Consider the following 20,368-nt stretch of genomic DNA (forward strand, 5'->3'; position numbering starts at 1 on the left):
CGGGTCCTCTCTGGGCAGGGCAGGATCGCGCACCGGAGGGCGCGGAGATCCACGCTACCAAGCGCCGAGACCTCCGGGCCCCGCCATCGGGCATCTGTGGACGATCTCAGCCCCGGCTGCGCGACTCGTCGGCCTCGCGGTCGGCGTCCTCCGTGAAGTGCGGGATCTCCTCGCCCAGCGTGTGGCCGCGTCGGCGTGCGTCGACGTTGGCCTTGACCAGGCTCGCGACGGTCGCCACGACCATCGCCCCGACGATGACGGCGAGGGAGGTCCAGGTCGAGATGTCCGGCGCCCACTCGATGTGCTCGCCGCCGTTGACGAACGGCAGCTCGTTCTCGTGCATGGCGTGCAGGACGAGCTTCACGCCGATGAAGGCGAGGATGAACGCGATCCCGTACTTGAGGTACTCGAGCCGTTCCAGCAGGCCGCCGAGCAGGAAGTAGAGCTGCCGCAGGCCCATGAGTGCGAACACGTTCGCGGTGAACACGATGAACGGACTCTGCGTGATGCCGAAGATCGCGGGGATCGAGTCGAGCGCGAAGATGAGGTCGGTCGTGCCGATCGCGACGAAGACGATGAGCATCGGCGTGAAGAAGCGCCGCCCATCGATCATCGTGCGCAGCCGGATCCCGTCGTAGTCGTTCGTGATCGGGAGCCGCCGGCGGAGCCCCCGGATGAGCGCCGAGTCGCCGCCCTCCTCCTCGTGGTTCCCGAAGGCCTGCTGGGCGGCCGTGTAGAGAAGGAACGCGCCGAAGATGTAGAAGATCCAGCTGAAGTTCGCGATGAGCTGCGCGCCGAGCAGGATGAAGACGCCTCGGAGGATGAGGGCGAGGATGATGCCCACCATCAGCACCTCCTGCTGGTACTGCCGGGGCACTGCGAACCTGGCCATGATGATGACGAACACGAACAGGTTGTCGATCGAGAGGCTGTACTCGGTGAGCCAGCCCGCGAGGAACTGGGCGCCGTGCTCGGCATCGCCGATCACGAACATCAGCCCCGCGAACACGAGCGCGAGCGCGACGTAGAACACCACCCACAGCGTCGACTCCCGGAACGACGGGACGTGCGGCCGCTTGATGACCAGGAGCAGGTCCGCGACGAGGATGAGGGTGAGGACGACGAGTGAGCCGACCTCGAACCAGAGGGGCAGTGCGGTCACGCCAGGGCCTTTCGAGGGGGTGCGGTCAGGACCGAAAGTCTCTCCCGCGCATCGGATGCGCCGCCACGCCCGGAGCGGCATCGACGGCGCTCGTACTGACGATCGTGGCAACGGGACCGCTCGGCCCCGCCGGGATACTCCCCTTCGCTCGGACGAGTCTAGCGACTGGGTCGGGAAACGACGAACGCCCCCGCGTGATGCGGGGGCGTTCGCCTGTCATTGGTGACCCCAGCGGGATTTGAACCCGCGCTACCGCCGTGAGAGGGCGGCGTCCTAGGCCGCTAAACGATGGGGCCTCGCTGCGACGTGTTCGAGTATGGCATACGACTTCGGCGCTTTCCAAATCGAGGCCCCCGGCCCCGGTTCCCGGTCGCGTCACGCGAAGACGGAGACGGCCCCGGGCGTGATCTCGACGTCGATCGGGAGCGGGCCGACGCGCTCCCCGTCGGCGTACGCGACGATGCCGTCGGCCTCGAGCCGCACGCGCCGGGCGCGCACGAACTCGACCGCAGGGTGGTCGACGTGCTCGCCCGCGAACACTCGAGGGAACACGCCGAGGAGTCCCAGGCGCGAGAGCGGGTGCACGATGAACACGTCCAGGACGCCGTCGGCCAGGTCGGCATGCGGGACGATCCGCATGCCCCCACCGAGCGACGCGGTGTTCGCGACCGACACCAGCATCGCCGGCTGCTCGCGACGCACACCGTCGATCGTGATCGTGTACCGCCTCGGACGGAAGGTCGCCAGTTCCCGCAGCAGCGCGAGCGTGTAGCGACTCGGCCCGCGCGGTCGCGTCATCCGGTTCGCCCGCTCGTTGACGACCGCATCGAACCCTGCGGAGAGGACGCAGGCGAACCAGGTCCGGAGCCCTCCGTGGTGCACGAGCCCGAGGTCGATGACCTGGGGCGGACGCCGCAGCGCTTCGATCAGCGCCTCGACGCCGGCCTCGGGGTCGTCATGCGGGAGGCCGAGGGCACGGGCGAGGTCGTTGCCGGTGCCGGCAGCCACCAGGCCCATGGGGATCTCGGTCCCGGCCAGCAGGTTCACGCCGAGCGAGACCATGCCGTCCCCGCCGACGACGACGAGCCCATCCGTGCCGCGCTCGACGGCGTGCTGCACGTCCCGGCGCAGCAGTTCGTAGTTCTCGGCGCGGATCGCCGTGACCTCGTAGCCCTCGGCCTCGAGTCGCCGAGCGGCAGCGGCGCCGACGCCGGGATTGCGGCCGAAGGCCGCGTTGGGGTTCACCGCGAGCAGGAGGCGACGGGGAGGCGGCATGCAGCGATCATGGCAGGGCAAGCCCGTTGCGCGCACCGCGCCGGCCGTGTTGGCTCGGACCATGCGCATCACCAAGCTCGAGCACGCCGCCCTGGTCGTGGAGCACTCCGGGAACCGCCTGTTCATCGATCCCGGCAAGTTCACCACGCCCATCACCGAGGCTTCGGGCGCCGTCGGAGTCGTGATCACGCACCTCCACGACGACCACTGGACCCCCGAGCAGCTCGGACGCATCGCGGACCGCAGCCCCGGCGTCCGCGTCCTCGGGCCGGCCGGCGTCGTCGCCGCGGCCGCCGAGGCCGGCATCGAGGTCCAGGAGGTCGGAGCCGGCGACACCGAGGAGATCGGCCCGTTCCGCCTCCGCTTCTTCGGCGGCACGCACGCCGTCATCCACCCGTCGATCCCGGTCATCGACAACGTCGGCGTGCTCGTGAACGACGCGCTGTACTACGCGGGCGACTCGTTCGCGGTGCCCGAGGGCGTCGAGGTGGACGTCCTCGCGGCGCCGGCGGGTGCGCCGTGGATGAAGATCGCCGAGTCGATGGACTACCTCATGGCCGTCCGGCCACGACGCGCGTTCCCGACCCACGAGATGGTGCTCTCCCGCGCCGGGAAGGACCTCTCGAACGTCCGACTCGCCTGGGCGACGGAGCAGGTCGGCGGAACCTACCTGCCGCTCGAGCCGGGCGACTCACTCGACGTGTAGCCGCGCGCCGCGAGCGGTCGGCCGCTCGGCCGGGCGGACGGGGGTCAGTCGGTCGCGGCGTCGCCGCCGTTCCCGCCGCCGTTGCCGTTGCCGTTTCCGCCGCCGTTGCCGCTGTTGCCCGGACCACCGCCGTCACCGCCCGGCGTCGTATCGCCGCCGCCCGGGCCGGAGGAGTCCTTCTCGTCCTTCGGCGGGTCGGGCGGGCGCACGACGCGTCCGTCGGGGAACGAGCCCGGGCCGGCCACCGGGCCGAGGCCCGTGGTGGTGAACGGATCGCCGCCGAACTTCGCGGCCGCCACCGACATCACCACCGGCCACATCCGGTGCCGCGCCTCGGCCGCACGGCCGCTCTCGAAGTAGATGCCGCGCTGGTTCGCATCGCCGTTCACGCTCACCACGGCGGCCGCCGTGGCGACCTTCGAGCTCGCGCCCACCATCCACGTGTCCTTCGAGCCGTCCGTGGTTCCCGTCTTGCCGATGAGCGGCACCTTGGGGACCGTGTTGTTGTTGGACTGCTGGCCGGTTCCGCTCGACATGACCTGGCCCATGGCCGTGTGCATCGCCGCCGCGACGGGTTCGGGCACGGACTGCGTGCACGTCGACTCCGGAGGGTCGATCTCCGTGCCGTCGCGGTCGAGGATGCGGTCGATGGCGACCGGGGTGCAGGTCTTCCCGTTGTTGGCGATCCCCGCGAAGGCGACGGCCATCGACAGCGGCGCGACCTCGTTCGTGCCGATCACGGACGACGGGCCCTGCACGAGGGGGTTGCCGTCGGCGCGGTGCACGTCGAAGGCCTCGGCGGTCTTGCGGATCTCGCACAGGTCGAGTTCCTTGGCCATGCCGATGAAGCCCGTGTTGATCGACCCGATCGTCGACTCGAGCGCGCTGTAGTTCGCGCCCGACTCGTTCGCGTCGTTGCGCGGGTTCCAGTCCCCGGCGAAGTGCGGACCGAGGCAGCTGTCCTGGAACACGCCCCAGTTGCTCTTGGGCCGCGAGTCGACCCGGTCGCCGAGGCCGTGGCCCTCCTTCAGCCACTCGGCCAGCGTGAAGACCTTGTACGACGATCCCGGCTGGAATCCGCGCGAGCCGCCGTACTCGAAGTCGGTGTTGTAGTTGATGCTCGTGTACTGCGCGCCGCGCTTCAGGACCTCCGGATCCTGGCTGTACTGGCGGCTCTGCGCCATCGCGAGCACGCGCCCCGTGCCGACCTCGACCGAGCTGATCACGCCGCCGAGGTCCCATCCCGGGTAGGTCGCCGGCACCTGGCTCGTGACCGCCTGCTCGGCGGCCGCCTGGAGATCGGGATCGAGCGTCGTGTAGACCTCGTAGCCGCCGCGGCGGAAGTTCAGCAGGCGCGACTCCTCCTCCTCGCCGAAGGCGGGGTCGTTCTGCAGGATGTGCTTGACGTAGTCGCAGAACCAGGCGCTGCCGCCCGCGGTCTGGCAGCCGGTGCTCGGCTCGGTGATCTTGGGCTTGACCGGCTTGGTGATCGCCTCGACGTACTCGTCCCAGGTGATCTTGCCCTCGTCGCGCATGCTGCGCAGGATGTAGTCGCGCCGGGAGTGGTTGGCTGCATAGCCGTTGGCCTTGCCGTTCGACTCGCTCTCCGGCTGGTCGAGACGGAACTTGGCGGGGTTGTTCACGATCGCGATGAGCGACGCGGCCTGCGCGAGGGTCAGGTTCTTCGCGCTCGTGCCGTAGTAGTAGTTCGCCGCGGCCTCGATGCCGTAGACGGTGCCGCCGAAGCCGGCGATGTTGAGGTAGCCGAGCAGGATCTCGCTCTTGGAGTACCGCTTCTCGACGCCGATCGCGAGCCGCATCTCCTTGAGCTTCCGGTCGATCGTGGTCTCGGTGACCGCGTCGTAGCAGCCCTCGCGCTCGGTCTCGTCGACCGCCATCCGCTCGCATTCCTGCACGCGCACGTTCTTGACGTACTGCTGCGCGATCGACGAGCCGCCCTGCGTCTCGCGGCCGGTCGCGGTCGTCACGGCCGCGCGGACGGTGCCCTGCAGGTCGACGCCGTTATGGTCGTAGTACCGCGGGTCCTCCCCCGCGATCGCCGCGTCCTTCACGTACTGCCCCACGGAGTCCCAGCCGACCTCGACGCGGTTCTGGTCGTAGAACGAGGCCAGCAGGAACGGCTTGCCGTCCTTGCCCGTCGCGTAGATGTTGCTCTTCAGCGACAGCTCGCCGATCTTGAGGTAGCTGGGCAGGTTCTCGAAGAGGGAGATCGTCCCCGTCGCCGCCACCCCGGCCGTCGCGAGCGCCGGAGTCACGGCGGCCGCGACGAGGACCGCCGCCGCCGAGCTCACCGCCACGATGCCGAGGAGAGCTCCGAGTGCGCCGCCGAACGACCGCGGTCGGGTCACCGCGCGCTCGTGCGTATCGCCGTACCGCATCGAACACCCTTCCTGCGCCGCCCCCCGCACCGGATCGGGTCAGGGTACCGATCCGCGACGACGTCGCATTCCATCGAACCTCAGCCGACGCACGATGTAAAGCGGCCTCGCCCGGGGCGTGGCGACCTGTTGCAGAACCGTTGGATGCCGCGGCGGGTCGTCGTGCATGCGCCGAGCACGTGGCGGACTCCGCCCACGCCGACGGCGCACCCGAGCGCCGCCGCCGGTTTCATCGGGCGGTTCGCGCGCGCGGCTGCTCCCCGGCCGGAAGCCGCATGACCGCGCTCGTCCCCGAGGCCCGTCCGGTCTGGATGTACGCCGTGCCACCGTGCGCGACGGCGATCGCCCGGACGATCGGAAGTCTGCTGGGGTACCTGGACTCGAACCAAGATCAACTGAAGTCGATCTCGGCGCTTCGAGGCCAGCCCGCAAGGGGCGGAATTCCGCGGATTCCCGCGGATCTCATGGGCTCCAGTGTACGTGCTGCTACGGAGTCATACGGGCTGAATCTGGTCTCCGCACCGAGTTGCCGGCAGGTTTCTGGTCCCTGCGAGGGCGTTCCGCGAGGTCCGCGGGCGGTGAGCTTGGGCGCGTGGATCCCGGGGTCGGTGCGTACGGTACTCGGGTCGGTGCGGAAGTCCCGGTCGAGGAGTCCGCGGGTCGCGCCGGAGAGAGCAGGGCCCTCCCCAGCATCCATGGCTCGGATAGCGGGCGATACTCATCTCGCCGGCCGAGCTGTCCGTCACGGTGCGGTCGAATCCCGGACGACAAGTTCGGGCTCGAATCTCACACGGTCGGGACCGGACTCGTTCCCACCCAGACCGGCGTTCATGAGCAGATCCACCGCTGTGTAGCCCATGAGACGCGCCGGTTGCCTGACCGAGCTCAGCGGGACGACGGCGCTGCGGGCGAAGTCAATGTCGTCGTAGCCGATGACGGCGATGTCGTCGGGCACTCGCACTTGGCCCGTCATGACGAGCGCCTGCAATATCCCGAGAGCCAGCAGGTCATTCGCGCAGAATACTGCGTCGGGCCGGTGCCGCGGAGTCCTCTCACGGATGACCTCGCCGGCCGCACGACCCTCCAGCACGGTCGTGCCGTTCGTTTCGATCACCTCGAGTATCGCGTCTGGCGCCTCCGCGATCGCGCGACGCGCGCCGTCCAGTCGATCGACAACCTGCCGACGAGTCAAGGGTCCGCCGACGAACGCGATTCGACGCCGCCCGACCCCGAGCAGGTGGCGAACCGCCGCCTCCCCGCCCATGACATCGTCGACGGCGACTGAAGCAAGGCTCTGGTCGCGCGCCTCGCGGTCGACGAGCACAACGGGCATCCCTCGCACGCGGAGGCGCTGGAGCCAGCGCAGATCGTCGCCGCGCGGCGAGATGAGCACGCCGTGTACGCGCTGCTCAAGGAACAGATCGAGGTAAGCCCGTTCCCGGTCGGGGTTGTCGTCGCTGTTCCCGAGAAGCACCGTCATGCCGTCCTCGGCCGCTCGGTCCTCGGCACCGCGTGCGACTTCGGTGAAGAACGGGTTTCGGACATCGAGGAGGATGAGCCCGATCGACCGGCTGCGTCCCGCTCGAAGCTGACGGGCGGCGTCGTTGCGGACAAACCCGAGCTCGTCAATCGCAGCGAGCACGCGCGCCAGTGTATCCGGCGCGACCACGTCGGGACGGTTCAGTACGTTCGAGACCGTGCCGACCGACACGGACGCCGCGGAGGCAACCTCGCGCACACTGACTGCCATCGGACTCCTCTCCGCCTCGGAGTCTACGAGCCCCGCAGCCGGTCATGGATGCATGGCCGGGCCACTTGCACGAACGGAGCCGAAGTCCTATCGTTGAAACGATTCAGGAGGAGGGGAGCTCGACGATGAGCACTGGCACCACGCAGGGGGCCTGCTTCCAGCTGCAGGTCGACCCCGCTCGCCTCGACGGGTACCGAGAACGCCACGCCGCGGTCTGGCCCGACATGCTCCGGGTCATCGAGGCATCCGGCCGACGCAACTACTCGCTCGTCCTCCGCGAGGACGGCCTCCTCGTCGGCTACTACGAGGTCGATGACCACGACGCGGCCCAGGCGGCCCTCGCGGACGACCCGCGCACCGCGCCGTGGGAGGCCGAGATGGCCGAGTTCTTCGTCGCGCTCGACGGCGGCCGCCCCCACCAGGGCGCCCCCCGACTTCCCGAGGTGTTCCACCTCGAAGACCAGCTCGCCGCGCTCGACCGCGACGCGGCATCCGTCACCACCCGCACAGAAAGCAGCGAATCGTGAGCACCATTCCGCAGACCGTCCTCGACCAGCTGGAGCTCCAGGCGATCGAGCTGCCGAGCTGGGCATTCGGCAACTCGGGCACCCGCTTCAAGGTGTTCGGCACGCCGGGCACGCCCCGCGACCCCTACGAGAAGATCGCGGATGCCGCGCAGGTCAACGCGTACACGAAGCTCGCGCCGACCGTGGCCCTGCACATCCCGTGGGACAAGGTCGACGACTACGACGACCTCCGCGCGCACGCCGAGGGCCTCGGCGTCTCGCTCGGCACGATCAACTCGAACACCTTCCAGGACGACGACTACAAGTTCGGTGCCCTCACCCACGAGGACCCCGCCGTCCGGCGGAAGGCGATCGACCACCACTTCGAGTGCATCGACATCATGCACGCGACCGGCAGCCGCGACCTCAAGGTCTGGCTCGCCGAGGGCTCGAACTACCCGGGCCAGGCAGACCTGCGCGGCCGCCAGGACCGTCTGCACGAGTCGCTCGCGACCATCTACGAGCGGCTCGGCGACGAACACCGCCTCGTCCTCGAGTACAAGTTCTTCGAGCCCGCGTTCTACCACACGGATGTCCCGGACTGGGGCACCAGCTACGCCCAGGTCGCCGCGCTCGGCGACAAGGCCATGGTCTGCCTCGACACCGGCCACCACGCCCCCGGCACGAACATCGAGTTCATCGTCATGCAACTGCTGCGCCTCGGGAAGCTCGGATCGTTCGACTTCAACAGCCGCTTCTACGCCGACGACGACCTCATCGTCGGCGCGGCCGACCCGTTCCAGCTGTTCCGCATCGTCTACGAGGTCGCCCGCGGCGGCGGCCTCAACCACCCGGATGTGGCCTTCATGCTCGACCAGTGCCACAACGTCGAGGACAAGATCCCCGGCCAGATCCGCTCGGTGCTGAACGTCCAGGAGATGACCGCCCGCGCACTGCTCGTCGACACCGACGCGCTGCGCGCCGCGCAGGTCTCCGGCGACGTGCTCGAGGCGAACCGCATCTTCATGGACGCGTTCTACACCGACGTGCGGCCCGCCCTCGCGGAGTGGCGCGAGTCGCGCGGCCTGGCGGCCGACCCGATGGCCGCGTTCGCCGAGTCCGGCTACCTCGCGAAGATCGCCGAGGAGCGCGTCGGCGGCGTCCAGGCCGGCTGGGGCGCCTGACCCCGCCCCCGAGACGGTCGCGGATGCCGGGTGATGCCCCCGGCCCCCCCTGCATCCGCGAATTACCCCCGACCACCAGCGCACCCGAGAGGACGACGCGATCATGACCACGCCGTACGATTCCGCGGACGGACTCGTTCGCGTCTACCCCGCAGACGCCGCGGGCGCCGGCACGACGCCCGCCCTCGTCTGGGCGCACGGCGGTGGATTCGTCGCCGGCGACCTCGACATGCCCGAGGCCGACTGGGTCGCGCGCGCGTTCGCCGCACGCGGTGTCACGGTCGTCTCGATCGACTACCGGCTCGCGGGCGGCGGATGCCGCTACCCCGACCCGTCCGACGACGTGCTCGCCGCGTGGCGCTGGACCTCCGCCCACGCCGCGCACCTCGGCATCGACGCCGCGCGCATCGTGGCCGGCGGCGCGAGCGCCGGTGGCAACCTCACGGCGGGCGCCGTGCTCCGGGCGCTCGACGGCGCCGCACCGGTCCCGGCCGGCGTCTTCCTCGCCTACCCGACGCTCCTCGCCGTGCAGCCGGCACCGGATGCCGCGCTGCGGGCGATGCTCGACGAGAACCCCGCCGCCGACCGCTTCGGGCCCGCACGCGTGCGCGCCATGTACGAGGACTACCTCGGCGGGCCCGCCGACGACGCGCCGCTCCCCGCCGTGCCGGGGCGAGCCGCGCCGGACGACGTCGCGGGCTTCCCGCCCGTGCTGATGGTCAACGGCGAGGCGGACGAGCTCCGCGTCTCGGGCGAGGCCTTCGCGGCCACGCTCGTCGCGGCGGGCGTGCCCGTCATGCTCGTCACGGAGCCCGGCACCGAGCACGGGCACCTGAACCGGCCCGACGAGCCCGCGGCATCCGCCACCGTCGACCGTGCCGTGGGCTGGATCGACGACCTGGCCACGACGCGCGCGCGAACGGCGGCCGCGACCGTCGCCCCCGACCACCCCCGACCACCGCATCCCATCGAAGGAATCCCCTCATGACGAACCCGGCTGCTGCCGACCTCATCGCGCGGTCGAACCGCCTCGGCGCCGACCCCAAGAACACGAACTACGCCGGCGGCAACACGTCCGCCAAGGGCACCGAGACCGACCCGGTCACGGGCGAGCCCGTCGAGCTGCTCTGGGTGAAGGGCTCGGGCGGCGACCTCGGCACGCTGAAGGAGCGGGGGCTCGCGGTCCTGCGCCTGGACCGGATGCGTGCGCTCGTGGACACCTACCCGGGCGTCGACCGCGAGGACGAGATGGTCGCCGCGTTCGACTACTGCCTGCACGGCAAGGGCGGCGCCGCGCCGTCGATCGACACCGCCATGCACGGCCTCGTCGACGCCGCGCACGTCGACCACCTGCACCCCGACTCGGGCATCGCGATCGCGACCGCGGCCGACGGCGAGGCGCTCACGGCGAAGATCTTCGGCGACAAGGTCGTCTGGGTGCCGTGGCGTCGCCCCGGCTTCCAGCTGGGCCTCGACATCGCCGAGATCAAGGCGCAGAACCCGCAGGCGGTCGGCTGCATCCTCGGAGGCCACGGCATCACGGCGTGGGGCGACACGTCGGAGGAGTCCGAGCGGAACTCGCTGTGGATCATCGACACCGCCGCGGCCTACATCTCCGAGCACGGTGCGGAAGCGCCGTTCGGCGGCGTGCGGGCCGGATTCGAGGCGCTGCCCGAGGCCGAGCGGCACGCCCGCGCTGCGGCGCTCGCGCCCACCATCCGCGGCCTCGCCTCGACGGACAAGCCGATGGTCGGCCACTACACCGACTCCGACGTCGTGCTCGACTTCCTCGCCTCCGAGCGCGCGCCCGAGCTCGCGGCGCTCGGCACGAGCTGCCCCGACCACTTCCTGCGCACCAAGGTCAAGCCGATGATCCTCGACCTGCCCGCCACGGCGAGCGTCGACGAGCAGCTCGCCCGCCTGCGGGAGCTGCACGCTCAGTACCGCGACGACTACCGGGCGTACTACGACGCGCACGCGACCGAGGACTCCCCCGCCATCCGCGGCGCCGACCCGCTCATCGTGCTCGTTCCCGGCGTCGGCATGTTCAGCTACGGCGCGAACAAGCAGACCGCTCGGGTCGCCGGCGAGTTCTACGTCAACGCGATCAACGTCATGCGCGGCGCCGAGGCGCTCTCGACCTACACCCCGATCTCCGACGCCGAGAAGTTCCGCATCGAGTACTGGGCGCTGGAGGAGGCGAAGCTCCAGCGGATGCCGAAGCCCAAGACCCACCAGGGCCGCATCGCCTTCGTGACCGGCGCCGCCTCGGGCATCGGCAAGGCCATCGCGACCCGGCTCGCGGCAGAGGGCGCGTGCGTCGTCGTCGCCGACCTCGACCTCGAGAAGGCGCAGGCCGCCGCGGCCGAGCTCGGCGGCACCGACGTCGCGATCGGCGTCGCCGCGAACGTCGCCGACGCCGAGGGCGTGCAGGCCGCGATCGATGCGACCGTGCTCGCGTTCGGCGGCATCGACCTCGTCGTCAACAACGCGGGCCTGTCGCTCTCCAAGCCGCTGCTCGAGACCACCGAGCAGGACTGGGACCTGCAGCACGACGTCATGGCCAAGGGCTCCTTCCTCGTGTCGAAGGCCGCCGCGAAGGCGCTCGTCGAACAGCAGATGGGCGGCGACGTCATCTACATCTCCTCGAAGAACTCGGTGTTCGCCGGCCCGAACAACATCGCGTACTCGGCGACCAAGGCCGACCAGGCCCACCAGGTGCGACTGCTCGCGGTCGAGCTCGGCGAGCACGGCGTGCGCGTCAACGGCATCAACCCCGACGGCGTCGTGCGGGGCTCGGGGATCTTCGCCGCGGGCTGGGGCGCGAACCGCGCCGCGACCTACGGCGTGGAGGAGAAGGACCTCGGGAAGTTCTACGCGCAGCGCACGATCCTCAAGCGCGAGGTCGTCCCCGAGAACGTCGCGGACGCCGTCTACGTCCTGACCGGCCCGGAGCTCAGCCGCACCACGGGCCTGCACATCCCGGTCGACTCCGGCGTCGCCGCGGCCTTCCTCCGATGAGCGAGCGTGGGGGCGCGGTCGCCGCGGTCGACCTCGGCGCGACGAGCGGCAGGGTCATCGTCGGGCACGTCGACCAGTCCGCCGGGCGGCTCGAGCTCGACCATGTCGCCCGGTTCCCGAACGGCCCGGTGCGCATGGCGTCGGGCCTGCACTGGGACCTCACCGGCCTGTTCCGCGACCTCACGCTCGGCCTCGCAGACGCGTTCCGTCGCGAGCCCTCGGTCGCCTCGATCGGGGTCGACTCGTGGGCGGTCGACTACGGCCTGCTCCGCGGCGGGCGCCTGCTCGGCGAGCCGTTCCACTACCGCGACGCCCGGAACGACGCCGCGGTCGAGTCCGTGCACGCGACCGTGCCGTTCGCCGAGCTGTACCGGAGGAACGGCCTGCAGTTCCTGCCGTTCAACACCGTGTACCAGCTCGCCGCAGAACGGGCGGGCGGATGGCTCGACCTCGCCGACTCGCTCCTGCTCGTGCCCGACCTCATCGGGTTGCAGCTCACGGGCACCCGCGTCGCCGAGCGCACGAACGCCTCCACGACCGGGCTCGTGGAGGTCGCGACGGGTGAGTGGGACGACGAGCTCATCGCGCAGCTCGGGCTCCCGGCATCCGTCTTCGCACCCCTCGTCGACCCGGGGACCCCGCTCGGAGCGCTCCGCGCCGACGTCGCGGCGGACCTGGGTGCGCCTGCGGGCATCGAGGTGGTCGCCGTGGGATCGCACGACACCGCGTCGGCGGTCGTCGCGGTGCCGATGCGGGCCGAGTCGGCGGCCTACATCTCGTGCGGCACGTGGGGGCTCGTCGGCGTCGAGCTCGAGCACCCCGTGACGACGGATGCCGCGCGCGAGGCGAACTTCACGAACGAGGGCGGCGTCGACGGGCGCGTGCGGTTCCTGCACAACGTCATGGGACTCTGGCTGCTGTCGGAGTCGGTGCGATGGTGGGAGCGCGACGGCGAGCGCGTCGAGCTTCCTGGGCTGCTTGCGGCCGCGGCATCGGTCACCGGCGAGGTCGCGGTGTTCGACGCGAACGACCCGCGATTCCTCGCTCCCGGGGACCTGCCCGGACGCATCGCCGAGTGGTGCGTCGAGCACGACGTGCCCGTGCCGCGGAACCGCGCCGAGTTCGCCCGCTCCATCGTCGAGAGCCTCGCGGAGGCCTTCGCGGACGCCGTGCGGACCGCCTCCGTCCTGTCGGGCGTCGACGTCGCGACGATCCACGTCGTCGGGGGCGGCGCGCTCAATGAATTGCTCTGCCAGCGGACGGCCGACCGCGCCGGGATCCCGGTGCTGGCGGGTCCGGTCGAGGCGACCGCGATCGGCAACGTGCTCGTGCAGGCGCGCGCGCAGGGCTTCGCATCCGGCGACCTCGAGTCGCTACGCGCGCTCGTCGCCCGCGCGTTCCCGCCCGTCACACACCTCCCATCGTCCGGACCCCAGGCCCACCGTTAGGAGCACCACGGCCATCCGGCGCCAGTTCCGAACCCACGCGAGCTCGCAGAGCTGATGAAGTTCAAGCGGCCCAATGTCGTGGCGGACGTGGCGACCGAGCAGGAAAGGCGTCGCCGAGTGCGTCAGGCTGCGGACCCTGTATTCGCCACTCGCCCGGCGGCCGCCGCGGTCAGGCGCGCTGGTCGTGCGCCAGGCCGCTCAGCAGGTGGGTGAGGCCGAACTCGAACTCCTCGGCGAGCGGCTTCGGCAGGAGCGGTGCGAGCTCGACGAGGTGCGGGTACGCCATCGGGTCGACGGTGAACGATGGCCGCTGCGCACCGTCGTCCGCGACGGACTGCATCGCGAAGCCGAGGATGTAGCGGCCCAGGGTCGCGACCGCGGCGGCCGCGACCTCCGGGGGCAGGCCACCGCGCAGCAGGGCTCGCGCGATGCGCTCGCGCAGTGCGATGGCGTGCGGGCCGGTGGGGAACCGTTCGATCAGCAGGGTCGCGACGCTCCGGTGCTGCGCGATGGTGGTGAAGATCGCGGTCGCGGTGCGGTGGCAGACGACCTCCCACGGCTGCTCGTCGTCGTCCTCGACGGCGGGAAGTTCGACCTCCCCCAGCATGCGGTCGATCACGAGGCCGATCAGTTCGGACCGGCCGCTCACGTGCCGGTACAGCGTCGCGGTGCTCGACGAGATCCGCTCGGCGACGGCACGAAGGGTGAGCGCGTCGGCCCCCTGTTCGTCAACGATCTGCAGGGCGGCGTCGACGATGCGTTCCCGGGGGATCCGGGGCCGGCCGGGCTTGCGCTTCTCGGTGAGGGTCATGGGTGCCAGGGGTGTCTCGCGGGGTGGACGCTGTGGTCCCTACGCTACCGCCCGGCCCCCATGACCCGGGTGCGACCGGTCAGTGCCAGCCGATCCAGTCCGAGATCCCGGCGCCCATCACCCGCTCGAGGTCCGCGCCGGTGAGCCACGGGAGGTGGTCGGTGAACATCGAGACGCACTCCCCCCAGGTCGCGGTTTGGCGGGTGATGTCGGTCCCCCAGAACATGCGGTCGGGGCCGAAGGCGTCGAACGTGCGTCGAAGCACCTCGTGGGCGCTGGCGAACGGGTAGCCGTCGGTCGCGGCACCTGTGATGCCGCTCGCCTTCACGGCGACGTTCGGGTACGCGGCCAGGGCGACCAGCGCGTCGAGGTGGGACGCCGCCCCGGGCAGCGTGTCGAACGGGCCGATCGCGAGGTGATCGAGCAGGAGCCGCATTCTCGGGAAGCGGGGGGCGATGTCGCCGATGAGCGAGAGGTGGTCGGGCATGACCATCAACGCGACCGGGAGCTCGAGTTCGTCGGCTCGGGTCCAGAGCCAGTCCAGCGCGCCGGATCGGAGGATGCCTCCTGCCTCCGGTGCGTAGAGGACGAAGCGCAGGCCGAGCATTCCCGGCTTCGACATCCACTCGTCGACGCGGTGCGGGCCGGCGCTGGCGTCGAGGGGGAACCATCCCATGGTGGCGAACCGGTCTGGGTGGGCCTGCGCCGCCTCGACCGCGTAGTCGTTTGCGTCGGGGTCCCAGATCGCCGGGCAGTTCACGGCGCGGTCGATACCGGCCCCGTCCATCTCGCGCAGGGCGCGCTCGATCGTGTACGGCGCGCGGTGGTGGTACGGCGGCGCGCCTGCTCCGGTCCAGAGGTGGATCTGCGCGTCCGTGATCTGCATCGCGGTTCCCTTCACTCGGAGTCGGAATCGAAGTCGGAGTGCGAGTCCGCCGCGAGGCGGGCGTGCACCCAGTCCGCGATGAGGTCGTCGCGGTCCGTCCTGTGGTTGTAGATGCAGTGGATGCCGTCGGAGAAGAGCACCATCTGCTTCGACTTGGTGGGCGCGTGGGCGAAGACCGCCTGCGCCATCTCGGACGACACCATCGGGTCGGCGCCGCCCTGGATCACGAGGAGGTCGTAGTCGGCGTTGCCGCCCGGTGCCAGAGGGGTCACCGTCGACCAGACGGCGGTCGCCTGGTCCGGGTCGTCGACGTCGCAGAAGGCGGCCATCTTCGTGAAGAACGTGCCGATGCTCGGGGGCACCATCCAGGGTGCAGGGATGCCGCCGTTGTCGACGCACGCCCGGACACGTGGGTCCTCGTTGGCCACAGCCATCGCGAAGCTGCCGCCCATGCTGTTGCCGACGAGTCCGATCGGGAGGCCGGGCACCGAGGTCGCGAGGTGGTCGAGCGCCGCGGTGTACGCGTCGCGCCAGGTCGGGGTGAGGTAGACACCGTGCGTGAACCGGCTCTCGCCCTGTCCCGGCCCGTCGAGCAGGAGGGTCTCGATGCCGCGGGCGGCGAGGGCGTCGCCGATGCAGTCGAAGTCCATGGCATACCCCTCGACCCCGCCGATGACGATCGCGGCGCCGACGCGCGGGCCTGTCGCGGGCACCTGCCATCCGACGACGGCGCCTTCCGGCGTGTCGAGGGTGACCCGGATGCGATCGCGGGCGATTTCGGCGGCGCGGAGGTAGAGGTCGCCCGCACGGGCGTAGATCGCGGTCCGCGCCTGGCCGTCCTCGAGCATCATCACCTGGCTCATCCGCAGCAGCGCCGATGCCCGGCGGAGGGCGGTGATCCGGGTCTGCGTGCCGGCCTCGGCGTCGAGGGTGGCGAGGCAGCGCTCGGCGAGCCGGGTCGCCGCGTCCAGCCAGCCCTCCCCCGCCAGGACCCGCGCCGTCAGTTCGATCGCATCGCTGCGGTCCACGCCGTAGCCGATCAGGCGGTCTTCGGAGAACTGGCGCAGCGCCGCCTGGGACTCCGGCGTGAGCGTCTCGGTGCGGGGGTCGGCGCGGGCCGCGGGGGGTTCGAACGTCAGGATGCGAACGTCGTCGCGGGCTGCGGGCATGGATTCGACATCGACCATGGTGTGACACGCCTTCGTGTTGGGGGTGGTTCGGGCTCGGGATCGGTCAGGAGGACGGGAAGACCGGGAGAGCCGGCCAGTCGCGCACGTCGTCGAGCGAGTCGCGTGCGATGGCGGCGACGTAGCCGTCGGGCCGCACGAGCACCGCGCCGTCGCCGGGGATCCCGGTGATTCGGCGGAACGGCTCGTTGGACGAGCCGTCGAGGGCGATCATTCGCACGGGCGCACCGGCGGACGTCCAGGAGAGGTCGCGGCAGGCCTCCGCCGCGCGGTCCCCGATGGCGACCAGCGAGAACGACGGGCCGCGGAACTCGTCGAAGAGCGTCGTTCGAGCACCGTCATCGAGGACGACGGGCGAGTCGGGCGCCCGGTCGCCGGGCTGCAGGCCGGGAGCGTCGAGGTCGCCGGGGGCGAGCGGACCGCCGCGGTACGACAGGGAGAGCTGCCGCTCCTCGTCACCGCGCTTGGTCGCCGCCAGCGGGCGGTCCCCGAGGTGCGCGTACAGCCCTGACGCGAGGCCGAGCACTCGCGCTGCGACGGGCTGCCGCTCCGACTCGTACGTGTCGAGGAGCGCATCCGGGGCGCCCGCGAGCACCTGGCCGAGCTTCCAGCCGAGGTTGTAGGCATCCTGGACGCCGGTGTTGAGGCCCTGTGCACCGGTCGGCGGATGCACGTGTGCCGCGTCTCCGGCGAGGAACATGCGGCCGCGCCGATAGCGCTCGGCGAGCCGGATGTTCGGCCGCCAGACCGACGACCAGTGGATGTCGTGGACGCGGACCTTCGATCCGCCGACGACGTCGCGGACCATGCGATCGACGGCCGCGGTGTCGAGGTCGGCGGGGTCATTCGGTCGGAGCTTCAGCATCAGCTGGAAGGTGTCTCCGGGCAGCGGGCACAGCGCGACGAAGCGCCCCTTGGAGCGGGGCCAGATATGCCAGCGATCCCGACCGAGCCCCGACACGGTGACGTCGGCGACGATCATCCGGTCGCTCTCGTCGGTCGTCCCCTCGAACGCGATACCGAGTCCCCGCCGAACCGTGCTGCCACCGCCGTCCGCGCCGACGAGGTACCGCGCGCGGACCGTCTCGGTCCCCGCGCCGGACTCGAGGCTCGCGACGACCCCGTCGGCGTCCTGCTCGAACGCCCCCAGGCGGGTGGCGTACTCCACCGAGCCGCCGAGTTCCTCGAGGCGCTCGCGCAGGCTCTGGTCGGTCGCGTACTGGGGCGCGAGCAGCGTGTTCGCGTGGGGTACGTCCGGCGTCGCGTCGTGCAGCGCGATCATCGTCCGCTTGAGGGTCACCGGGCCGAGGTGGATGCCGAGCGGCGGGTAGAGCGTCGACCGCGACTCGAGGCGGGCGAGCACGCCGAGATCGTCGAAGACCTCGGCCGAGCGCGGCTGGACACCCTTCGCGCGCGACCCCTCGAACCCGTGCGGCGCCGCGTCGATCAGCCGATGGCTCACGCCTCGCCGCTGCAGGTCGCACGCCAGCGTCAGCCCGGTCGCGCCGGCACCGACGATCAGCACCTCGACCTCGTCGTCTCTCACCATGGAACACACCTCTGAAGTCACTCCGCCCCGATCACCGTTCGCGATGAGGCTTACGGCCACACTGTATCCGCAATGTGCTAGTAATGGCTACGGAATATCCGAATTCCCAGCGACAAAGGAGTTGCGATGCCATCCCAGGCCCCCCGCCCCCACGACCCGGCTCCGCCGTGCGCCCTCGATCCCCAGCGGGAGGTGTGACCGTGTCGACACCCGAGACCATGCCCGTGACGAGGCAGGTCGCCGCGTCCGGTTCCCTGCTGTTCTCGATCTGGAGCTCGCAGTTCGGCATCTCACTCGTCTACGGCGCCGTTCCCGGAGTGCTGCTGGCGCTGCAGATCGAGGACCTGGCCGGTGACGACAAGGTCGCCGTCCTCAGCATCTTCACGTTCCTCGGCGCCATCGCGGCGCTCCTCGCCCAACCGCTCGCGGGCATGCTCTCGGACCGCACGCGCACCCGCTGGGGCAGCCGGACCCCGTACGTGCTCGGAGGAACGATCGTGGTGGCCCCGATCCTGTTCTCGATGGGCTTCATCGAGTCGCTCGCAGTGCTCGGCGTGCTCTACGTCGCATCGGAGTTCGTGCTGAGCGCCTCGCAGGGCCCGCTCGCGGCGATCCTCCCCGACCGGGTTCCCGAGAACCGACGCGGCCGGTTCAGCGCGGGGCTCGGACTCGGGATCATGCTCGGCTCGGTCGGCGGAACCATCCTCGGCTCCGTCCTCGCCGACGACCTCGTCGTCGCCTACATGGTGCTCAGCGTCCTGCCGTTGGCGTTCACCGCCACCCGGCTGTTCATCGCGAGGGATTCGGACAATCGCGAGTCCGCCCCGACGCCCGCCTCGGACTCCGCCCGTTGGTGGCGCACCTTCTTCGTGAACCCGCGGACGCACCCCGACTTCTGGTGGGCGGTCGGCAGCCGGACGCTCGTCTACACGGGCTTCTTCATCATCCAGGGCTACGCGCTCTACATCCTCAGCGACTACATCGGTGCCGGAGATGCCGCCGTCGACTACGTCGGCATCGCCGCCGCGATCGCAGCGGTGTGCATCAGCCTGACCGCCGTCCCCGCCGGACTGCTGTCCGACCGACTCGGCCGGCGCAAGGTGTTCGTGACGGTGGCGAGCATCGTCATGGCCCTGGGCCTGCTCATCCCGCTCGCAGCGCCCACGGTGGAGGGCTACCTGACCATGATGGTCGTCGTCGCGCTCGCCTTCGGCACGTTCGAGGCCGTCGACACGGCGCTCGTCACGCAGGTACTGCCGCGGTCGAACTCGTTCGCACAGGACCTCGGGGTCACGAACGTCGCTGCGATCGCGCCGCAGATCCTTGCACCGGCACTCGCCGGCGTGATCGTCATCGTGACCGGATCGTTCGCACCGCTCTTCCCCGTCGCGGCGGTCATCGTCGTCGTCGGCGGTCTGGTCGTCTTCCGGGTCCGCGGCGTGCGGTGACGGGCATCGCATGCGATCGGTAGAGGTGGCCGCGTTCGGGGCGTCCGATGTGCTTCGCGTCGTCGAGCGCCCCGAGCCCAGCGCCGGCCCGGGCGAGCTCGTCGTGGACGTCGTCGCGATCGGCGTGAACTACATGGACGTCTACCAGCGCCAGGGGGTGGGGGCGTTCCGCCCCCACCCCCCGTTCGTCGCCGGGAACGAGGGAGCCGGCATCGTACGGGCGGTCGGTCCCGATGTCGCCGAATTCACGACGGGAGATCGCGTCGCGTGGATGGGGGCCATCGGCGCCTACTCCGAGGTCGCCGTGGTCCCCGCGGAACGGACCCTCCACGTGCCACGGGCACTCGGTCTCGACATCGCCGCGGGCATCCTGCTGCAGGGCGTGACCGCCCACTACCTCGCAACGAGCGCTCTCGCGATCGCCCCGGGAGACGTGGCCGTCGTCCACGCCGCGGCCGGCGGCGTCGGCCGCCTGCTCACCCAGCTGGTCGTCCAGCGGGGCGGGACGGTCGTCGCCACGACCTCGACCAGCCAGAAGGCCCAGCTCGCACAGGAGGCGGGGGCGCACATGACGGCGGGGTACGGCGACTTCGGAAGCGCGGTGTTCGAGCTCACGGCGGGTCGCGGCGCTTCCGTGGTCTACGACGGGATCGGCGCGGCCACGTTCGAGGAGAGCCTGGCGGCCTTGGCGCCACGCGGAACACTCGTCGCGTACGGCTCGACCAGCGGCCCGGTCCCCCCACTCGACGTGCAACGGCTCGCCGCGAAGTCGCTGTACCTGACCCGGCCGACGCTCGCCCACTACGCCGGATCGCGCGCGGACCTCGTCGCGCGCGGCTCCGAGGTGATGGGATCAGCAGCCGACGGCTCGCTTCGGCTGCATGTCGGCGCACGCTACCGCCTAGAGGATGCCGCCCGAGCCCATGACGCACTCGAGTCCCGTTCGACGGTGGGCAAGATCCTCCTGCTGCCCTAGCGATCGTTGCCGGGCGGACGCGGCGTATCCGGCCCCAGCGTGGGCGGACTCTCGTTCGGG

16 protein-coding genes and 1 tRNA gene are annotated in these 20,368 nt (G+C 70.8%); 8 read left to right on the forward strand and 9 right to left on the reverse strand.

Going from position 1 to position 20,368, the window contains the following annotated elements:
• Window positions 1-106: 106 nt before the first annotated feature.
• The 3 genes from ABME01_RS10020 to ABME01_RS10030 form a co-directional block, all read right to left on the reverse strand.
• Window positions 107-1,162, reverse strand: coding sequence for a TerC family protein (locus ABME01_RS10020; RefSeq protein ID WP_353828261.1), 1,056 nt, complete (start codon window positions 1,160-1,162; stop codon window positions 107-109).
• Between the two features lie 220 nt (window positions 1,163-1,382).
• Window positions 1,383-1,458 (reverse strand) — tRNA-Glu (locus ABME01_RS10025).
• A gap of 79 nt (window positions 1,459-1,537) precedes the next feature.
• Window positions 1,538-2,437 (reverse strand): diacylglycerol/lipid kinase family protein, encoded by a 900-nt coding sequence (locus ABME01_RS10030; protein WP_353828262.1) that lies wholly within the window; start codon window positions 2,435-2,437, stop codon window positions 1,538-1,540.
• A 61-nt stretch (window positions 2,438-2,498) separates the two neighbouring features.
• Between ABME01_RS10030 and ABME01_RS10035 the strand changes: the two genes are divergently transcribed.
• Window positions 2,499-3,143 carry an MBL fold metallo-hydrolase gene (locus ABME01_RS10035; protein ID WP_353828263.1) on the forward strand — a complete coding sequence of 215 codons (645 nt, stop codon included), beginning with the start codon at window positions 2,499-2,501 and terminating at the stop codon, window positions 3,141-3,143.
• A 44-nt stretch (window positions 3,144-3,187) separates the two neighbouring features.
• Here the strand turns inward: ABME01_RS10035 and ABME01_RS10040 are convergent, their stop codons facing one another.
• On the reverse strand, window positions 3,188-5,542 hold the full coding sequence (locus ABME01_RS10040) for a transglycosylase domain-containing protein (RefSeq protein ID WP_353828264.1): 2,355 nt from the start codon (window positions 5,540-5,542) through the stop codon (window positions 3,188-3,190).
• Between the two features lie 742 nt (window positions 5,543-6,284).
• Entirely contained in the window at window positions 6,285-7,292 is a 1,008-nt protein-coding gene (locus tag ABME01_RS10045; protein ID WP_353828265.1) for a LacI family DNA-binding transcriptional regulator, read from the reverse strand.
• A 125-nt stretch (window positions 7,293-7,417) separates the two neighbouring features.
• On the opposite strand from ABME01_RS10045, the gene ABME01_RS10050 reads away from it, so the two are divergent.
• The 5 genes from ABME01_RS10050 to ABME01_RS10070 all read left to right on the forward strand — a co-directional run bounded on the left by ABME01_RS10050 (window position 7,418) and on the right by ABME01_RS10070 (window position 13,451).
• Window positions 7,418-7,819, forward strand: coding sequence for an L-rhamnose mutarotase (locus ABME01_RS10050; RefSeq protein ID WP_353828266.1), 402 nt, complete (start codon window positions 7,418-7,420; stop codon window positions 7,817-7,819).
• Window positions 7,816-8,982 (forward strand): L-rhamnose isomerase, encoded by a 1,167-nt coding sequence (gene rhaI / locus ABME01_RS10055; RefSeq protein ID WP_353828267.1) that lies wholly within the window; start codon window positions 7,816-7,818, stop codon window positions 8,980-8,982. Before ABME01_RS10050 ends, rhaI begins: the two co-directional genes overlap by 4 nt.
• 103 nt (window positions 8,983-9,085) lie before the next feature.
• Window positions 9,086-9,970 (forward strand): alpha/beta hydrolase, encoded by an 885-nt coding sequence (locus ABME01_RS10060; protein WP_353828268.1) that lies wholly within the window; start codon window positions 9,086-9,088, stop codon window positions 9,968-9,970.
• Window positions 9,967-12,003, forward strand: coding sequence for a bifunctional aldolase/short-chain dehydrogenase (locus tag ABME01_RS10065; protein ID WP_353828269.1), 2,037 nt, complete (start codon window positions 9,967-9,969; stop codon window positions 12,001-12,003). Before ABME01_RS10060 ends, ABME01_RS10065 begins: the two co-directional genes overlap by 4 nt.
• Window positions 12,000-13,451 carry a rhamnulokinase gene (locus tag ABME01_RS10070; protein WP_353828270.1) on the forward strand — a complete coding sequence of 484 codons (1,452 nt, stop codon included), beginning with the start codon at window positions 12,000-12,002 and terminating at the stop codon, window positions 13,449-13,451. Before ABME01_RS10065 ends, ABME01_RS10070 begins: the two co-directional genes overlap by 4 nt.
• 169 nt (window positions 13,452-13,620) lie before the next feature.
• Here the strand turns inward: ABME01_RS10070 and ABME01_RS10075 are convergent, their stop codons facing one another.
• The 4 genes from ABME01_RS10075 to ABME01_RS10090 form a co-directional block, all read right to left on the reverse strand.
• Complete coding sequence (locus ABME01_RS10075) at window positions 13,621-14,262, reverse strand: TetR/AcrR family transcriptional regulator (RefSeq protein WP_353828271.1); 642 nt, start codon at window positions 14,260-14,262, stop codon at window positions 13,621-13,623.
• A 79-nt stretch (window positions 14,263-14,341) separates the two neighbouring features.
• Complete coding sequence (locus ABME01_RS10080) at window positions 14,342-15,148, reverse strand: amidohydrolase family protein (protein ID WP_353828272.1); 807 nt, start codon at window positions 15,146-15,148, stop codon at window positions 14,342-14,344.
• A gap of 11 nt (window positions 15,149-15,159) precedes the next feature.
• A complete protein-coding gene (locus tag ABME01_RS10085; protein WP_353828273.1) occupies window positions 15,160-16,335 on the reverse strand; it encodes an alpha/beta hydrolase in 1,176 nt (391 codons plus the stop codon).
• A gap of 46 nt (window positions 16,336-16,381) precedes the next feature.
• Window positions 16,382-17,884, reverse strand: coding sequence for an FAD-dependent monooxygenase (locus ABME01_RS10090; RefSeq protein WP_353828274.1), 1,503 nt, complete (start codon window positions 17,882-17,884; stop codon window positions 16,382-16,384).
• Between the two features lie 200 nt (window positions 17,885-18,084).
• On the opposite strand from ABME01_RS10090, the gene ABME01_RS10095 reads away from it, so the two are divergent.
• Window positions 18,085-19,332, forward strand: coding sequence for an MFS transporter (locus ABME01_RS10095; protein WP_353828275.1), 1,248 nt, complete (start codon window positions 18,085-18,087; stop codon window positions 19,330-19,332).
• Between the two features lie 10 nt (window positions 19,333-19,342).
• Window positions 19,343-20,308 carry a quinone oxidoreductase family protein gene (locus ABME01_RS10100; RefSeq protein ID WP_353828276.1) on the forward strand — a complete coding sequence of 322 codons (966 nt, stop codon included), beginning with the start codon at window positions 19,343-19,345 and terminating at the stop codon, window positions 20,306-20,308.
• Window positions 20,309-20,368: the final 60 nt, after the last annotated feature.

Source organism: Agromyces litoreus, from assembly GCF_040496015.1.
GTDB classification, from domain to species: domain Bacteria; phylum Actinomycetota; class Actinomycetes; order Actinomycetales; family Microbacteriaceae; genus Agromyces; species Agromyces litoreus.

Coding starts and splice junctions, on each gene's coding strand:
- ABME01_RS10035 (WP_353828263.1), top strand. CDS start 2,499: ATGCGCATCACCAAGCTCGAGCACGCCGCCCTGGTCGTGGAGCACTCC.
- ABME01_RS10060 (WP_353828268.1), top strand. CDS start 9,086: ATGACCACGCCGTACGATTCCGCGGACGGACTCGTTCGCGTCTACCCC.
- ABME01_RS10030 (WP_353828262.1), bottom strand. CDS start 2,437: ATGCCGCCTCCCCGTCGCCTCCTGCTCGCGGTGAACCCCAACGCGGCC.
- ABME01_RS10045 (WP_353828265.1), bottom strand. CDS start 7,292: ATGGCAGTCAGTGTGCGCGAGGTTGCCTCCGCGGCGTCCGTGTCGGTC.
- ABME01_RS10050 (WP_353828266.1), top strand. CDS start 7,418: ATGAGCACTGGCACCACGCAGGGGGCCTGCTTCCAGCTGCAGGTCGAC.
- ABME01_RS10100 (WP_353828276.1), top strand. CDS start 19,343: ATGCGATCGGTAGAGGTGGCCGCGTTCGGGGCGTCCGATGTGCTTCGC.
- ABME01_RS10070 (WP_353828270.1), top strand. CDS start 12,000: ATGAGCGAGCGTGGGGGCGCGGTCGCCGCGGTCGACCTCGGCGCGACG.
- ABME01_RS10075 (WP_353828271.1), bottom strand. CDS start 14,262: ATGACCCTCACCGAGAAGCGCAAGCCCGGCCGGCCCCGGATCCCCCGG.
- ABME01_RS10085 (WP_353828273.1), bottom strand. CDS start 16,335: ATGGTCGATGTCGAATCCATGCCCGCAGCCCGCGACGACGTTCGCATC.
- ABME01_RS10040 (WP_353828264.1), bottom strand. CDS start 5,542: ATGCGGTACGGCGATACGCACGAGCGCGCGGTGACCCGACCGCGGTCG.
- ABME01_RS10065 (WP_353828269.1), top strand. CDS start 9,967: ATGACGAACCCGGCTGCTGCCGACCTCATCGCGCGGTCGAACCGCCTC.
- ABME01_RS10090 (WP_353828274.1), bottom strand. CDS start 17,884: ATGGTGAGAGACGACGAGGTCGAGGTGCTGATCGTCGGTGCCGGCGCG.
- ABME01_RS10080 (WP_353828272.1), bottom strand. CDS start 15,148: ATGCAGATCACGGACGCGCAGATCCACCTCTGGACCGGAGCAGGCGCG.